At 70.6% G+C, this 15,991-nt stretch carries 15 protein-coding genes; 7 read left to right on the top strand and 8 right to left on the bottom strand.

What is annotated here, in order from left to right; genetic code table 11:
• Positions 1-987 precede the first annotated feature (987 nt).
• Entirely contained in the window at positions 988-1,437 is a 450-nt protein-coding gene (locus ACIB24_RS02505) for a guanosine-3',5'-bis(diphosphate) 3'-pyrophosphohydrolase (RefSeq protein ID WP_398274677.1), read from the bottom strand.
• Positions 1,438-1,539: 102 nt separating this feature from the next.
• On the opposite strand from ACIB24_RS02505, the gene ACIB24_RS02510 reads away from it, so the two are divergent.
• From ACIB24_RS02510 to ACIB24_RS02525, 4 genes are all read left to right on the top strand, one after another.
• Positions 1,540-1,989 (top strand): type II secretion system protein, encoded by a 450-nt coding sequence (locus tag ACIB24_RS02510; RefSeq protein ID WP_398274680.1) that lies wholly within the window; start codon positions 1,540-1,542, stop codon positions 1,987-1,989.
• A gap of 20 nt (positions 1,990-2,009) precedes the next feature.
• Positions 2,010-2,795, top strand: a complete 786-nt coding sequence (locus ACIB24_RS02515) for an alpha/beta hydrolase (protein WP_398274683.1) — start codon at positions 2,010-2,012, stop codon at positions 2,793-2,795.
• 96 nt (positions 2,796-2,891) lie between these two features.
• Positions 2,892-3,170, top strand: coding sequence for a GlsB/YeaQ/YmgE family stress response membrane protein (locus ACIB24_RS02520; protein WP_398274686.1), 279 nt, complete (start codon positions 2,892-2,894; stop codon positions 3,168-3,170).
• Positions 3,171-3,342: 172 nt separating this feature from the next.
• Positions 3,343-5,199, top strand: coding sequence for an acyl-CoA dehydrogenase (locus ACIB24_RS02525; RefSeq protein ID WP_398274689.1), 1,857 nt, complete (start codon positions 3,343-3,345; stop codon positions 5,197-5,199).
• 130 nt (positions 5,200-5,329) lie between these two features.
• Here ACIB24_RS02525 and ACIB24_RS02530 read toward each other — a convergent pair whose 3' ends face one another.
• The 3 genes from ACIB24_RS02530 to ACIB24_RS02540 all read right to left on the bottom strand — a co-directional run bounded on the left by ACIB24_RS02530 (position 5,330) and on the right by ACIB24_RS02540 (position 8,512).
• Positions 5,330-5,557, bottom strand: coding sequence for a DUF6458 family protein (locus tag ACIB24_RS02530; protein WP_398274692.1), 228 nt, complete (start codon positions 5,555-5,557; stop codon positions 5,330-5,332).
• Positions 5,558-5,621: 64 nt separating this feature from the next.
• Positions 5,622-7,697, bottom strand: coding sequence for a cytochrome c oxidase assembly protein (locus ACIB24_RS02535; protein WP_398274695.1), 2,076 nt, complete (start codon positions 7,695-7,697; stop codon positions 5,622-5,624).
• Complete coding sequence (locus tag ACIB24_RS02540; RefSeq protein WP_398274698.1) at positions 7,694-8,512, bottom strand: nitrilase-related carbon-nitrogen hydrolase; 819 nt, start codon at positions 8,510-8,512, stop codon at positions 7,694-7,696. The genes ACIB24_RS02535 and ACIB24_RS02540 overlap by 4 nt, the downstream gene beginning before the upstream one ends.
• A 118-nt stretch (positions 8,513-8,630) precedes the next feature.
• Here ACIB24_RS02540 and ACIB24_RS02545 point away from each other — a divergent pair, with 118 nt between their 5' ends.
• A complete protein-coding gene (locus ACIB24_RS02545; protein WP_398274701.1) occupies positions 8,631-9,125 on the top strand; it encodes a MarR family winged helix-turn-helix transcriptional regulator in 495 nt (164 codons plus the stop codon).
• 8 nt (positions 9,126-9,133) lie between these two features.
• Positions 9,134-10,810: an MDR family MFS transporter gene (locus ACIB24_RS02550; RefSeq protein WP_398274704.1), complete on the top strand. Its 1,677-nt coding sequence runs from the start codon at positions 9,134-9,136 to the stop codon at positions 10,808-10,810.
• 82 nt (positions 10,811-10,892) lie between these two features.
• Here ACIB24_RS02550 and ACIB24_RS02555 read toward each other — a convergent pair whose 3' ends face one another.
• The 4 genes from ACIB24_RS02555 to ACIB24_RS02570 all read right to left on the bottom strand — a co-directional run bounded on the left by ACIB24_RS02555 (position 10,893) and on the right by ACIB24_RS02570 (position 15,370).
• Entirely contained in the window at positions 10,893-11,972 is a 1,080-nt protein-coding gene (locus ACIB24_RS02555; protein ID WP_398276713.1) for a histidinol-phosphate transaminase, read from the bottom strand.
• Positions 11,973-12,105: 133 nt separating this feature from the next.
• A complete protein-coding gene (locus ACIB24_RS02560; protein WP_398274707.1) occupies positions 12,106-13,125 on the bottom strand; it encodes an alpha/beta hydrolase in 1,020 nt (339 codons plus the stop codon).
• A gap of 159 nt (positions 13,126-13,284) precedes the next feature.
• Entirely contained in the window at positions 13,285-14,301 is a 1,017-nt protein-coding gene (locus ACIB24_RS02565; RefSeq protein ID WP_398274710.1) for an alpha/beta hydrolase, read from the bottom strand.
• Between the two features lie 61 nt (positions 14,302-14,362).
• The gene (locus ACIB24_RS02570) at positions 14,363-15,370 is read right to left on the bottom strand and encodes an alpha/beta hydrolase (RefSeq protein ID WP_398274712.1); all 1,008 of its coding nucleotides are present in this window, start codon (positions 15,368-15,370) and stop codon (positions 14,363-14,365) included.
• Between the two features lie 240 nt (positions 15,371-15,610).
• On the opposite strand from ACIB24_RS02570, the gene ACIB24_RS02575 reads away from it, so the two are divergent.
• The gene (locus ACIB24_RS02575) at positions 15,611-15,988 is read left to right on the top strand and encodes a phage holin family protein (protein WP_398274715.1); all 378 of its coding nucleotides are present in this window, start codon (positions 15,611-15,613) and stop codon (positions 15,986-15,988) included.
• Positions 15,989-15,991 lie beyond the last annotated feature (3 nt).

Consider the following 15,991-nt stretch of genomic DNA (forward strand, 5'->3'; position numbering starts at 1 on the left):
CGGCTCCATGTCTCGCCGAACAAGGTACGTCGCACCGCAGTACAGGACCGCGAAGAAGACGCCACGGGCCAGGTAGTACCACCACGCCTTGGACTGGCCGTCGAGGAATTGGTCGATCGCCGCTGACAGGCCAGCGAACAAGACCGCCACCAAGACGAGATACACGGCCCAGCTGCGAACCGGCCACCGCCGCCACGCCCGATCCGTCCACAACCGGAACCGCTCCACGCCAACCCCCGACAAGTCATCCCTATGAACAGCGATCTGAACGTCCGGGTCAACCCCATCATGGTCGTGCTCGGTTCGCTCGCCGCCGTGGTCGGCGCCTGGGCGAGTTCGGTTCTGCTCACCCGCTCCACCGTCGGCGACGTCTTGACCCGCCGATCCGCTCCGACTGTGAGGCCCATGCGCAACACTCGGCGTCACAGCGGTCATTACGGTGCATCAGGTCCACACTCGGTACCGATTCAGGGTCCGCTCGGCTTGGCACCGGCGGACGGGGGAAGGCGCGGAGTGCTGACCCAATTCAGCCTGCTCAAGCGAGGCACTGCGACCCGAAGAGCTTCTCGCCCACGAGCGGGCGAGCACCTACCGCCTGGCGCCCCCACTGGCGGCACAGGTACGTCCGCAGGGTCTCTTGTGGCCCATGGACTCCCGAGGAAGTCCCGATCGTCGGCGACCTCCTGGCCAAGGCTCGACAGGGGCGGGCGGGCCGAGATCCGAGCCAACCGATATCTGCTGCTCATCAGTGCCTTTCACCGGTTCAGGAGCCTTCTGGCCACAGTCCGACGGGTCTCGCGCAGGCCGCGGCCAACACCGTCTCCGAGGCATCGGACTTCGGGCGGCGCCACGAGTACCGCGCGGTCGCCCTCCGCACCCGCACGCGGGCCCGACTACAGGCGCTCGACAAGGCGGTGGAGGCGGTGTTCACCCCCCGGGTCGACGGGGCCGACTACACGACCCCGGCCCGCGCGACTGGTGGCACCCCTAGAGGAGAGCGGCGGTCAGGGTCTCCCGAGCGCGCTCGTACCGTTCCCGCAGGGCGGCGGACGTCTCGGGGTCGACCTGCGCCAGCGCGGCCTGCCCCTGCAGGTTGTGCCAGTTGTCGGCCAGTTTCACCAGCCGCCCGAGCGGGTGCGCGGCGGCCCGGGCGATCAGTGCCTCGTACGGTTCACCCTCGACCCGGGTGACGGACCGCACCGCCGAGACGACGGGCTCCGGGATGCCGGCGGCCCGCAGGTCGTCGTAGGTGGTCGCGGTGTCCTCCACGATGTCGTGAAGAACGCCTGCGGCGGAGGCGTACTCGCCGAAGGGGCGCAGCAGCTCGGCGATCGGGCGCAGGTGCGCCTCGAAGTAGCCGTCACCCAGCTTGTCGACCTGGCCGGCGTGCGCCCGCCGGGCCAGTTCCTCCGCACGTTCCCCCAGGCCGGACGTCATGGTCCCGATTGTGCCTGAATTCCTTGATCACGCAGATGTCCATGATCACGAGTGGCGGGGTCGGGCTCAAGGTGGCCCGAGCGGGCGCCGATGTGCCGGACGATGGCCGAGAACCGGGAGACCCGCGAGCGCGGGTTCAGTCTGATCGAGCTGCTGGTCGTGATGATCATCATCGCGGTCCTGGCCGCCATCGCCGTGCCCGTCTTCCTGAACCAGCGGCAGAAGGCGCGCGACACCGCCACCATCGCCGACATCGGACGGCTCGGGAAGGCGATGACCGGCTACTGGGTGGACGGGACGACGACCGCGCCCACCATCGCGGTCACGAACTCGCACTACTTCGTCGGCGGGGACGACGCGGGCACCGCGACCTCCGGCGTCTCGCTGCTCGACTACACGAACGCGGCGGCGACCAGCGTGACCGTCACCGGGGCCAGCGCCACGGCCTGGTGCATCCAGATGAAGAACACCACGGGCAGCTCGACGACCTACAAGTACTCGGCCCAGGCCGGGCTCGAGAAGGGGTCGTGCACCAGCGCGACGGCGCCGTGAAGACGTTCTAGGGTGCCGAAATGGCCCTCCTGCGTTGCGACTTCTTCTCCGAGGCCCTGTCGCTGAGCACCTCGATGACGGTCGTCCTCCCGCAGCAGACACAGCACCAGATCGGCATGACCGGCGCCGCGCCCGACGACGGGCAGGGTTTCCCCACCCTGTACCTGCTGCACGGTCTCAGCGACGATGCCACGATCTGGACGCGCCGGACGTCGATCGAGCGCTACGTCGCCCAGCTCGGCCTCGCGGTCGTGATGCCGCAGGTCGACCGCTCCTTCTACACCGACGAGAGGGTCGGCAACGCCTACTGGACCTTCGTCTCCGAGGAGCTGCCGCAGATCGCGCAGTCGTTCTTCAACCTGTCCCCGGCCCGCGAGGACACGTTCGTGGCCGGGCTGTCGATGGGCGGCTACGGGGCCTTCAAACTCGCGCTGCGCCGGCCGGAGCGGTTCGCGGCGGCGGCCAGCCTGTCCGGCGTCCTCGACATCGCGGGCCGCGAGACCCGCGGCGACTGGCCCACCGACTTCCGGGACCGGATCTTCGGCGGCAGCGCCGCCGGCACGGACGACGACCTCCTGCACCTGCTGGGCCGCAGCGACCCGTCGTCCCTGCCCCGGCTGTACCTGTGCTGCGGGACCGAGGACGAGCTGCTGGCCGACAACCACCGGTTCGTGGACGCCGCCGGCCGGCGCGGGGTGCCGCTCACGACGTCCTTCACACCGGGAGCGCACGAGTGGACCTACTGGGACCGCACGATCCAGGACGTCCTCGCCTGGTTGCCCCTGCGCCGCGAGGGACGCGAGTGACGTAGGGGAAAGCCGACAACTCGGGTTGCGAGCGCGCCCATCCAGGTGACGCTTGGATCATCGGCCGCACGGGCCGTCCCGCATCCGGAGGTCATCATGGTTGGTCTGATCATCACCCTGCTCATCGTGGGCCTCATCGCCGGCGCCGTCGCCCGGCTGCTTGTCCCGGGCAAGCAGGACCTCAGCATCGGCGCCACGATCGTCATCGGTGTCGTCGGCTCCTTCGTGGGTGGTTTCCTCGGCTACGTGCTGTTCGGTCACGACTTCGACGAGGGCGCCTTCCAGCCGTCGGGTCTGCTGGGCTCGATCATCGGCGCCGTCATCGTGCTGCTGCTGTGGCTGCGTCTCGGCAGCCGCGGCCGCGCCCACGTGTGAGCCACCGGTATATGAGCTGAGTCGCGCGATGCCCGGTCCTGAGGGGCCGGGCATTGCTGCGTTTGCGCATGATCGACGGCGAGAAGGGAGCTTGGGGTGGCCCTGGCCGGTTACCGCGCGGTACCCTAGTAACTAAGCGCTTGCTTAGCGAACCGGCCAGGAGGGTCCGAGGATGAGCCACTACAAGCCGAACCTGCGTGACATCGAGTTCAACCTGTTCGAGGTCTTCGACCGCGGCCAGGTGCTCGGTGCCGCGCCCTTCGCCGACGTCGACGTCGACACGGCCAAGGAGACGCTGCGCGAGCTGACCCGGCTGGCCACCGACGACCTGGCCGACTCGCTGGTCGAGTCCGACCGCACCCCGCCGGTCTTCGACCCCCAGACCTACAGCGCCACCGTCCCGGCAAGCTTCAAGAAGGCCTACCAGACCTGGATGGACTCGGGCTTCTGGGCGCTCGGCCTGCCCGAGGAACTGGACGGCACCCCGGCCCCGAACAGCCTCCTGTGGTCGATGCGCGAGCTCGTGCTCGGCTCCAACCCGGCCATCTACATGTACGGCTCCTGGCCCGGCTTCGCCCACATCCTTCACGAGAAGGGCACGCCGGAGCAGAAGAAGCTCGCCAAGATCATGATCGAGCGCCAGTGGGGCGCCACGATGGTGCTGACCGAGCCCGACGCGGGCTCGGACGTCGGCGCCGGCCGCGCCAAGGCCGCGCAGCTGGACGACGGCACCTGGCAGGTCACGGGCGTGAAGCGGTTCATCACGTCGGGCGAGCACGACATGAGCGAGAACATCATCCACTTCGTGCTGGCCCGCCCCGAGGGCGCGAAGCCGGGCACCAAGGGCCTGTCGCTGTTCATCATCCCGAAGTACCACTTCGACCTCGAGACCGGTGAGCTGGGCGAGCGCAACGGCGCCTTCGTCACCAACATCGAGGACAAGATGGGCCTGAAGGTCTCCACCACCTGCGAGATCCGGTTCAGCGAGATCGACGGCCTCCCCGCCACCGGCACCCTGCTGGGCGACGAGCACGACGGCATCGCGCAGATGTTCCTGGTCATCGAGAACGCCCGCATGCTCGTCGGCACCAAGGCGATGGCCACGCTGTCGACCGGCTACCTGAACGCGCTGGAGTACGCCAAGGAGCGCGTGCAGGGCGGCGACCTGGCGCAGATGGCCGACAAGGCCGCGCCGCGCGTCACCATCACCCACCACCCCGACGTGCGCCGCTCGCTGATGACCCAGAAGGTCTACGCCGAGGGCCTGCGCGCCCTGTGCACCTTCACGGCCACCCAGCAGGACGCCGTCGAGATCGCCCAGGCGCGCGGCGAGCACGACGACCTGGCCGAACGGATCAACGACTTCTTGCTGCCGCTGGTCAAGGGCTGCGGGTCGGAGCGTGCGTGGACCCTGCTGGGCACCGAGAGCCTGCAGACCATCGGCGGTTCCGGCTTCCTGAAGGACTACCCGATCGAGCTGTACATCCGGGACGCGAAGATCGACACCCTCTACGAGGGCACGACGGCGATCCAGGGCCAGGACTTCTTCTTCCGGAAGATCGTCCGGGACAAGGGTCAGGCGCTGGCCGCGCTCGGCCAGCAGATCGCCGAGTTCGCGAAGGCCGTTCCGGGCGACGGGTTCCTGGCCACCGAGCGCGAGCTGCTCGGCAAGGCGCTGGACGACGTGCAGGGCATCGTCGGGTACCTGGTCGGCCAGCTGATGGCCTCCGACACCCGGCAGGAGGGCACCGACGCCCGCAACATCTACAAGGTCGGCGCCAACACCACGCGCCTGCTGATGGCCACGGGTGACCTGGTGATCGGCTGGCTCCTGCTGCGCCAGGCCGATGTCGCGCACGCCGCGCTGGAGAAGGGCGGCCTCTCGGACGCCGACACCGCCTTCTACCAGGGCAAGATCGCCGGGGCGTCGTACTTCGCCACGCAGTTCCTGCCCAAGATCGCCGCCGAGCGGACGATCGCCGAGGCCACGGACAACTCCCTCATGGACGTGCCCGAGGCGGCCTTCTAGCCCTGGTTCGCTCGGGAGGAGGCGCTCCAAGCGCCGACGGACATGCAGAAACGCACCCTCTTCGGCGAGGTGGGCTTCGCGCCCACTGCACCGGGAGGGTGCGTTTCTGCATGATCACGAACTAGAGAGGTCAGTACTGCGGGGGGCCGCCGACGTTGCGGCGCTCGACCACCTCGGTGTGCGAGGTGTTGTTGCGCTGCGTCGCGAGCACGAGCGACAGCAGGATGGCCAGCACCCCGCCGCCCATGCAGATCCAGCCGATCATCTCCAGGTCGACACTGCCGATCGACTGGTCGTTGACCGCGAATGCGAGGATCGCGCCCACGACCAGCAGGAATATGCCGCCGCCGATGTACATGGCTTGCCCTTCCTAGAACAGGTGGACCCCTTCCGGCGGGCCCGGGGGTGCCAGTGTCGACCGCTCAGGTGCGGTCTGCACGTCGAGCGGATTCGTCCCGGCGGGCCAGGGCGGCCAAGTAGTCGTTGTAGGCGTTCAGCTCGGCGTCGCCGTCGCGGTCGGCGGCGCGGTCGGACCGTTTGGCCTCGCGCTCGTCGGTGCGCACCCACTGCAGCATCAGGACCAGGGCCAGGAGCAGCGTCGGGGCCTCCCCGATGCCCCAGGCCAGGCCGCCGCCGAACCGCTGGTCGGCGAGCAGCGTCTGGCCCCACGGTCGGCCCACGGCGCCGAAGTAGTCGGCCTCCAGCACGGCGTCCCCCTGCAGCAGCGCGACGCCGAAGAAGGCGTGGAAGGCCATCGTCGCGAACAGCAGGACCAGCCGGATGACGTGGCTCGGGCGGGGCGGGCCGGGGTCGATGCCGATCAACATCCAGGCGAACAGGTAGCCGGCCAGCAGGAAGTGCACGTGCATCAGCTCGTGCCCCACGTGCGTGGTCAACGCCAGCCCGAACAGGGGCGTGTAGTAGAACGCGATCAGGCTGCCCGCGAAGATCGTCACCGCCACCGGCGGGAAGGCCAGCACCCGCAGGAACGGGGAGTGCAGGACGGCGAGCAGCCACTCCCGCGCCCCGCGCGTGCCGTCGGCCCGGGCCGGCAGCACCCGCAACGCCAGGGTCGCCGGGGCCCCCAGCACGAGCAGCGGCGGGACGATCATCGTCAGCACCATGTGCCCGACCATGTGGGCGCTGAACGTGACCCGCCCGTACACCGCGAGCCCGCCGCTCGTCGTCCAGGCCAGCAGCGCCAGCCCCAGCAGGAACGGGACGGTCCGCAGCCACGACCAGGAGTCGCCGCGCCGGCGCAGCGCGCGGACCCCGGTCAGGTAGCCGACCGCGCCGAGCCCGGTCGCCAGCAGCCAGAGCAGGTCGGGCTGCCAGCCGAACAGGATGCGCGACAGGTCGGGCGCCGGGGGCAACGGGTAACCGCTGACGGTGAGGGCCTCCGTCGTCCGCCCGCCCTCCGGCCGGGCGCTCTGCGCGAGCGCCACCCCGAGGCCGACCGCCGTGGCCATCAGCACGATCTCGACCACGGCCAGGCGCAGGAAGCTGCGCGGCAGGCCGGCGTCGAGGCGGCCGAGGGTCACCTGGCGGTGCATCCAGCCGAACCAGCCCAGCACCAGCAGGAGCACGGTCTTGGCCAGCAGCAGGACCCCGTACCGGGAGCCGAGGCCGCTCCACGAGGGCACCTGCAGGTAGGCGCTCACGACACCGGAGAAGGCGACCGCGGCGAACGACCAGCCGGCCAGCGTCGAGTACCGGCGGGCCGCCGCGGGCAGCCCGGAACGCACCAGCGGGGCCAGCGCGACGAGGGCGAGCAGTCCACCCAGCCAGACGGTCACGCCGAACAGGTGCAGCCCGATCGCGGTGACCGCGGTGTCGTGGTCGCCGGTCCCGGCGGCGTGCCCGGACAGCGACTCCGGCACCAGCGCGGCGAACGAGGCCAGCGTCAGGAGCCCGGTGGTGCGCAGGGTCACGGCGCCCGCCGCGACGAGCCCGATCAGCCCGGCGACGATCGTGGTGAAGGCCAGCCCCTGACCGGCCGGCACCTCGCGCGCGTAGTCGGCCAGCTGCGCGAGCACGCTCCGCCCGGTCGCCGACGCCCCCAGCGGGGCGCCGAGCGCGTCGGCGTAGGTGAGGACCAGGAGCGCGAGACTGCCTGCCGCCCAGACGGTTGCGCCGACCGCGACCAGCGTGAGCGCGGGCCGGGAGGCCCGCGGCGGCCCCGCCGTCGCCCCGGGCCGGACGACGGGCAGCGCCAGCGCGGCCAGCACCAGCGTGCCCACGGTCACCGCGGCGGCGAGGTTGGTCACGCCGCGGACGACGACCAGCCCCCAGCGCACGACGGGGCCCGGGTCGTTGATCAGGAACGGTTGCGTCGCACCGGAGAACGCGGCGGCGAGCGCCGCGACCGCCACCGCGATCAGCAGCGTGGCCAGCACCAGCCCCGAGGCGACGACTGCCCCGGGAACGGGCCCGGCGCCGTCCGGGAGCCCCTCCGGTTCGGTGGGCCGCGCGGCGGGCCCCTCGTCCAGCGTGGTCACAGCCGACGATCCGCCAGGACCGGGAAGTCCGCGCGCCAGCGCCGGGTGACGTCGAGGTCGACGTCGACCACCAGGACCTCCTCGCCGTCACCGGCCTCCGCGAGCACCACCCCCGTGCCGTCGACGACCTGGCTGTGGCCGCCCATCGCGACGCCCGCGTGGGTGCCGGCGGTGTTGCACTGCACCACCGTGCACTGGTTCTCGACGGCGCGGGCCCGGCCGAGCAGCGTCCAGTGCGCGACCCGGCGCGCAGGCCACGCCGCGGGCACGACGAACACCTCCGCCCCGGCGTCCAGCAGGCGGCGGAACTGCTCCGGGAACCGGATGTCGTAGCAGGTGGCCAGGCCGATGCGGACGCGCCCGTCGGGCAGGTCCAGGTCGGCGGTGACTAGCTGCTCACCGGCCTCCATCAGCTGCGGCTCGCCGGAGGCGAACCCGAACCGGTGCACCTTCCGGTACGTGGCGAGGGTGTCACCCTCGGGCCCGATCAGCACCGACGTGTTCCACAGGCCGCGCCCCTGCGGACCACGGGCCTCGGGTGGGGCGTCCGGGCCGGCGGTCTCGACGATCGACCCGGCGTGCACGTAGGCACCGATCGCCTTGGCGGCCTCGGCGACCGCCGCGACGGTGGGCCCGTCGACCGACTCGGCGTGCGCCGTCCACAGGTCGTAGTTCATCCCCGTGGGGGCCCAGAGCTCGGGCAGGACGACGAGGTCGGCGTCGCGCTGTCCGCTCACCAGCGCCGCGGCCCGCTCGACGCGGGCGGCCACCGGCTCGTCGTCGTCGTAGGCCAGCTGCAACACGTGCACGCGCATGGGTCGAGCGTACGACCCCGTGCGGGCGGTTTCGTCCGCCGCCCCCGCCCCGCGCGTGACCACCCTCACGGCCTAGTTGTGTGCCGGAAGCAACTAGTTGCTGCTAGCATCTATTCTCGTGTCCACCGGATCCCTGCCGACAACTGAACAGGCGTCGGTGGAGTCCGAGCTGCACCATGAGCTGTACCGCAGCACCCGGGTCGCCCAGGTGGCCTTCAGCCAGCTGAGCGGCCTGCTCCCGCCCGGCCTCGACCCCGCCGCCGCCCACCTGCTCGCATGGCTGGTCAAGAAGGGGCCCGCCCGACAGGGCGAGCTGGCGCAGAGCACGATGCTGGACCCCTCGACGATCTCCCGCCGGGTCGGCCAGCTCGTCCGGCACGGCCTGGTGGAACGGGCCGCCGACCCGCTCGACGGCCGGGCCGTACGCCTGGTCGCCACCGCCGCCGGGCGCGAACTGCTGCTGCGGATGCGGGACGCCCGGGACGCGATCACCCGGGACCTGCTGGCCGACTGGCCCGAGGGGGAGGTCGAGAGGCTCACCGGCCTGCTGCGCCGCTACAACGACGCGGTCGACGGCTTCCGCCGCCAACCACCGAGCACCACGAACGACTGAGGAGTCCCATGACCACGACCGATCCCGACGCCGCTGCGGGTCAGGTCATCCCCAGCACCCCGACGCAGTCCGAACCCGGAGCCGCCGGGGTGTTCACCCACCGGCAGATCCTCGTCATCCTCAGCGGGCTGATGAGCGGCATGCTGCTGGCCGCGCTGGACATGACCATCGTGTCGACGTCGATCCGGACGATCGCCGACGACCTGAACGGGCTGAGCCTGCAGGCCTGGGCGACCACCGCGTACCTGATCACCTCGACGATCGCGACGCCGTTGTACGGCAAGCTGTCCGACCTCTACGGGCGCCGGCCGTTCTTCATCACCGCGATCTCCGTGTTCGTAGCCGGCTCGCTGCTGTCCGGGTTCGCGACGTCGATGTACCAGCTGGCCGCCTTCCGCGCCGTGCAGGGCATCGGGGCCGGCGGGCTCTTCTCCCTGGCCCTGGCCATCATCGGCGACATCGTGCCGCCGCGGGAGCGGGCCCGGTACCAGGGCTACATGCTCGCGGTGTTCGGCTCGGCCAGCGTGCTCGGGCCGCTGGTCGGCGGGTTCTTCGCCGGTCAGAGCAGCCTGCTGGGGATCACCGGCTGGCGTTGGGTCTTCCTGATCAACGTGCCGATCGGCGCGCTCGCGCTCGTCCTCGTAGCCCGCGTGCTGCACCTGCCGCACACCCGCCGCGACCACGCCATCGACTGGCCGGGCGCGGTGGCGCTGTCGATCTGCCTGGTGCCGCTGCTGCTCGTCGCCGAGCAGGGCCGCACGTGGGGCTGGCTCAGCGGCGGGGCGATCGCCTGCTACGCCGTGGGCGCCGTCGGGTTCGTCCTGTTCCTGCTGTCGGAGCGGCACTACGGCGACGACGCGCTACTGCCCCTGCGCCTGTTCACCGGACGCACCTTCGCGATCGGCTCGCTGATGAACCTGTTCATCGGCATGGGCATGTTCGGCGGGATGGCGGCGCTGCCGCTGTACCTGCAGATCGTGCGCGGGCACACGCCGACCGAGTCGGGCCTGCTGATGCTGCCGCTGACCGCCGGGGTGATGAGCGGTTCGGTGCTGTCGGGCCAGTTCATCGCCCGGACCGGCCGCTACAAGATCTTCCCGGTGATGGGTTGCATGCTGCTGGTCACGGGCATGCTGCTGTTCTCCCTGGTGCACCTCGACACCTCGATCTGGGCGGTCGCCGGGATCTCGGTCGTCTTCGGCCTCGGGTTGGGCTTCAACATGCAGACCCTCGTGCTGGCCATCCAGAACGCGGTCCCGCCGCAGGACATGGGCGTGGCCACGGGGTCGGCGACGTTCTTCCGGCAGATGGGCGGCACGCTGGGCACCGCGGTGTTCCTGTCCGTGCTGTTCAGCACGGTGGGCGGCAACATCAAGGACGCCATCGGCTCGACCGTGAAGGCGAACCCGTCACTGGCGCCCGACTTCGCCAAGCTGCAGGGCGCCTCGCTGGACGACTCGTCGTTCATCAACAAGCTGTCCGACCAGCTGGCGGCCCCGTTCAAGAAGGGCTTCACCGACTCGATCGACCTGGTCTTCACGCTGGGCGCGGCCGTGCTGGTGGTCGCCCTGATCACGGTCTTCTTCCTGCCGGAGGAGCCGCTGCGGACCAAGTCGGGCCTGGCCGCCCGCGAGGACGCGGCCCGGGAGAACGAGGCAGCCGCGCAGCGCGGTGCCACTTCGTGATCATGGAAACTTCTAGTCGCCCCAGGCGGGCGGCAGGGAGCCCGCCCTCTCACCACGCACTAGAAGTTTCCATGATCACGAACTAGAGGTGGCGGTCCCGGGCGTTGGCGCCGAGGGCGATCAGACGGTCGTTGGCCTCGGGCTCGGCGATCGTGACGCGCACGCCGTCGCCCGGGAACGCCCGCACGACGAGCCCGGCCGCCTCGCACTCGACCGCGAACGCCTCGGTCGCCGCGCCGAGCGGGAACCAGACGAAGTTGGCCTCGGTGTCCGGGACCGGCCAGCCCTGGCCCCACAGCGCCGACAGCACCCGCTCCCGCTCGGCCACCAGCGCCGAGACCCGTTCCAGCAGCGCCGGTTCCGCGGCCAGCGACGCGACGGCGGCGGCCTGGGCCACGCCCGAGACGCCGAACGGCAGGGCCGTCTTGCGCAACGCCTCGGCGATCCGCGGGCGGGTCACCGCGTAACCGACCCGCAGCCCGGCCAGCCCGTAGGCCTTCGAGAACGTCCGCAGCACGACGACGTTCGACCGGTCGCGGTACCGCTTGGCCGGGTCGGCCGCGGGATCCATCGCCCCGCCGAACTCGCGGTACGCCTCGTCGATCAGCACCAGCACGTCACGGGGCACCGCGTCGAGGAAGTCGTCGAGCTCGGCCAGGCCCACGCTCGGCCCGGTCGGGTTGTTCGGCGTGCAGACGATGACCAGCCGCGTCCGCTCGGTGATCGCCTTCAGCATGGCGTCGAGGTCGTGCCGGTGATCGGCGGTGAGCGGCACCTGTACCGAGACCGCGCCGGCCAGCTGGACCATGATCGGGTAGGCCTCGAACGACCGCCAGGCGTAGACCACCTCGTCGCCCTCGCCGGCCACCGACGCCAGGATCTGCTGGAAGACGCCCACACTGCCCGGGCCGACGGACAGCTCGTCGGTCTCCACGCCCAGGCGCTCGGCCAGCGCCGCGACCAGCCGGGTGGCGTTCGGGTCGGGGTAGCGGTTCAGCTCGGTCGCGGCCTGCGCGACGGCCTCCAGCACCCCGGGCAGCGGCGGGTACGGGTTCTCGTTCGACGACACCTTGTAGGCGGGTGAGCCGTCCTCGCGCGGGGCGGCGGGCCGCCCGGCCCGGTAGGCGGGGACGCCGGACAGCGCCTCCCGCAGCTTCGGCACCTCACCGGTGCGGCCGTCGTCCGACCCGGACTGCCCGTCTGATCGACCCTGAACGCGTGTCACCCCCGCACCCTAGAAGGTCGGGTGCAGGGGTGACACGGGGGTTACTGCGGTGAGGGCGGTCGGGCCGCGCTCAGTTCTGCGTGGCGCCGATCGCGTTCATCATCAGCGGCCACGACTTCTTCAGCTCGACGTTCCACTCGGCCCAGGCGTGCTCGCCCAGCGGGTAGAAGTCGGTCGTCACCGGGACGCGGTTCAGCCGCAACTGCAGCACGAAGTCCTGGTTGACGAGGTACGTGGCGGCCTCGATCGTCTGGTCCGGGGTCCAGCCGAGCGTGCTGACGTTGGACGGGAAGCCGGTCATACCGCTCGAGACGAACAGCCCGGTGCCCTTCAGGTACTTGGCCATGTAGGACGGGTCGTGCGTCTGCCAGTTCTTGGCGTTGACGAGCGGGACGCCGAAGCGAGCGCTCGGGTCCTTGTCGCCGGCCTCGTAGTAGACGGCCCACTGGACGGCGGGCAGCCGGATCGAGGTCAGACCGCTGTAGGAGGCGGCGTACTTGAACATGCCCGGGTTGCGGGCCGCGTAGATCATCGAGCCGTAGCCACCGGCCGACAGGCCGGCCACCGCGCGCTGGCCGTTGCCGTGGAAGGCCTTCTCCACGATCTGGCGGACCTCCTGCGTGTGGAAGGTCTCCCACTGCGGCGGGCCGCCCTTGCCGCCGTTGAAGTAGTTCGTGTACGTGCCCTTCGGACCCGCCTCGGGGCAGATCACGATGACGTTCCACGGCTTGGCCACCGAGCGCAGGTCGGTCGCACCGGCCCACGTCAGGTAGGTGTCGCCGCCGCCGCCCGGCAGCATCATGATGGTCGGCCACTTCTTCGTCGTGTCCGGCGTCCAGCCCTGGGGCAGGAGCAGCGCGACGGGCAGCGTCTGCCCCACGGCCGGCGACGCGATGTTCATGATCAGGTAGTTCTCGGCCTGATTCCACTCCGTCGACACGACGGTCGCCCCGTCGTCCGCCTTGACCCCGACCAGCGGGCCGGCGGGCGTCGGGTCCGCGTGCGCGGGACCGGCGAGCACCGTCGTCCCGAGCAGAGCGACCGACGAGACCAGCCCGGCCACGATCAGCTTGAGCCGACCGTTCCTCATGAGCTTTCACCCGTTCCTGTCTGCGACGCGGGCACCTGCATCAGGGCAGGCGCGAAGTCTTTCCGTCAGGGTGACGCCGCGATCCGGGTCCGATGATGGCGGGCTCAGGCGTTTTGCGCAGCCCGAATGGTGAAGCCTGTGTGAAGTGTGATGCAAAATTCAGTTCGCGTCGGGCGTGGCCCCGATGGCCTGCATCATGACCGGCCACGAGCGGTGCAGCTCCCTCTGCCAGGAGACCCAGTCGTGCTCCCCGAGCGGGTAGAAGTCGGTGGTCACCGGGATGCCCAGGGCCCTCAGCTTCAGCACCAGCGCCGAGGTGTTGGCCGCGGACGCCGGCTCGACCGCCTGGATCGGCGTCCAGCCGACCGTGTCGGCCGGCGACGGCAGGCCCGTGTAGCCGCTGGACAGGAACACGCCGGTGCCCCGCAGGTTGGCGGCCAGGTACAGCGGGTCGTGCTGCTCCCAGTTCCGCTCGTCCCGGAACGGGACGCCGAAGCGGGCGCTCGGGTCGGCGTCACCCGAGGAGAAGTAGACGAACCAGCGGACCAGCGGCATCCGGATCGCGACCAGACCGCTGTAGGAGGCCATGTACCGGAACATCCCGGGATTGCGGGTCGCGTAGGCCGCGGCGCCGTAGCCGCCGGACGACAGCCCGGCGACCGCGCGGGTCGTGTTGGCCCGGTAGGCGCGCTCGACCAGCTGAAGGACCTCCTGGGTATGGAAGGTCTCCCACGCCGGCTTACCGAACGCCCCCTTGTTGTAGTAGTCCGTGTACAGGCCGTGCGGGCCCGCCTCGGGGAATACGGTGATGACCTGCCAGGCCGTGGCCAGGGTGTCGATGTCCGTCTTCCGGCTCCACGTGTCGTACGTGTCGCCGCCGCCGCCCTGCAACATCATCATCACCGGCCAGGTGCGGGCGGCCGCGAACGACCACCCGCGGGGCAGGATCAGCTTCACGGGCAACGTCTCCCCCATCGCGGGCGACCTCACCTGGACGACGACCTGCCGGCCGTCCGCACTCCAGCTCTCGCCGACGATCTCGGCCCCGTCGTCCGCCCGCGTGCCCACCCCGGTGGCCGCCTGCGCGGAGGCGGCCGCGACCGTCGTCCCCGCCACCAGGGCGACCAGGACCGAGAACCGGGCCACCGGCCGTCCGAGCCGACCGATCCTCTTCATGTCAGCATCCCTCCCGCTGAGGAGGACCCCCCGGCCCGGGCGGAAGGTTGCCCAGGGCGCCTCAGGGGTTGGGGCCGGCGCCGATCGCCTGCATCATCAGCGGCCACGACCGGTGCAGTTCCCGCTGCCACGAGGGCCACTGGTGCTCACCGCGCGGGTAGTAGTGCACGGTGACCGGGATGTTCAGCGCGTTGAGCTTCTTCTCCAACGCGATCGACAGCGTGGCCGCGATCGGTTCGGCGAACTGCTGGGGGCTCCACGCGACCGTGTCGTCCTCGGCCGGGATGCCCGTGTAGCCGCTGGACAGGTAGATGCCGGTGCCGCGCAGGTTCCCGGCCATGTACAGCGGGTCGTGCAGCTCCCAGTTGCGCTCGTTCACGAACGGGACGCCGAAGCGCCTGCTCGGGTCCGCGTCGCGGGAGGCGAAGAAGGCGGCCCAGCGGATGATCGGCAGCCGGATCGTCACGAGCCCGCTGTAGGAGGAGGCGTACTTGAACATGCCCGGGTTGCGGGCCGCGTAGATCATCGAGCCGTACCCGCCCGAGGACAGGCCGGCCACCGCGCGGTTGGTGTTGGCCCGGTACGTCTTCTGCAGGATCTGCAGGACCTCCTGGGTGTGGAAGTCCTCCCAGGCCGGCTTCCCGAACCTCCCGCCGTTGAAGTAGTTCGTGTAGGTGGCGTTGTCGCCCGCCTCGGGGAAGACCGTGATGACCTGCCACTTCTTGGCCAGCGCGTCGACGTCGGTCTTGGCGCCCCACGTCGTGTAGTCGTCGTGGCCCCCGCCCTGCAACATCATCATGACGGGCCAGCGCCGACTCGACTCGAACGACCAGCCGACCGGCATGATCAGCTTGACCGGCAGCGTCCGGCCGACCGCGGGCGACCTGATCTCGATCGTCAGCTCACGCAGGTCCCAGCTCCAGCGCTCGCTGACCACCTCGGCGCCGTCGGCGGCCCGGGTGCCCACCCCGGTGGCGGCCTGCGCGGGCCCCGCGACGACCGCCGTCCCGGCCAGCAGCGCGAGCAGCGCGACCAACACCCCCGCGACCGCCCCCCGACCCAGCTTCATCCCTGGTTGTCCCCTTCTCGCGACGCCTGCACCCCGGGTGCGCATGCTGCTCAGGCGGAGGTGCTGCTCACAAGAGCACCCTCCCGGGGTACCGGCGGGCACGGAACCACGTCCACCCCACCGGGGCCACGTCACTGCGGGACGATCCTCGCCCGACGGGAGCAAAGGTGCAGTCCGAAACGGTGAAACTCCTGGGGCCTGCGCCCGGAATGTCCCACCTCGGCGTGGCAGGATGCCCCCGTGCAGATCCTGATCAAGATCGTGGTCAACGCCGTGGCCATCTGGGTGGCCGCGCAACTGCTGGACGGCGTGCAGCTGGCCGAGAGCGGCTCCACCAGCGACAAGGTCGTCACCGTGCTCGTCGTGGGCGCGATCTTCGGCCTCGTGAACGCGGTGATCAAGCCGATCGTGCAGATCTTCTCGTTCCCCTTCTACATCCTCACGCTCGGCCTGTTCGCCCTCGTCGTGAACGCGCTGATGCTCGAGCTGGTGGCCTGGCTGGCGGACAGGTTCGACCTGGCCTTCTCGATCGACGACTTCTTCTGGTCGGCGATCCTCGCGGCGATCATCGTGTCGCTGGTGAGCATGGCGTTGAACCTGGTGCTCTCGGACGACTAGGGC

The organism is Spongisporangium articulatum, assembly GCF_044465595.1.
Taxonomy (GTDB): domain Bacteria; phylum Actinomycetota; class Actinomycetes; order Actinomycetales; family Kineosporiaceae; genus Spongisporangium; species Spongisporangium articulatum.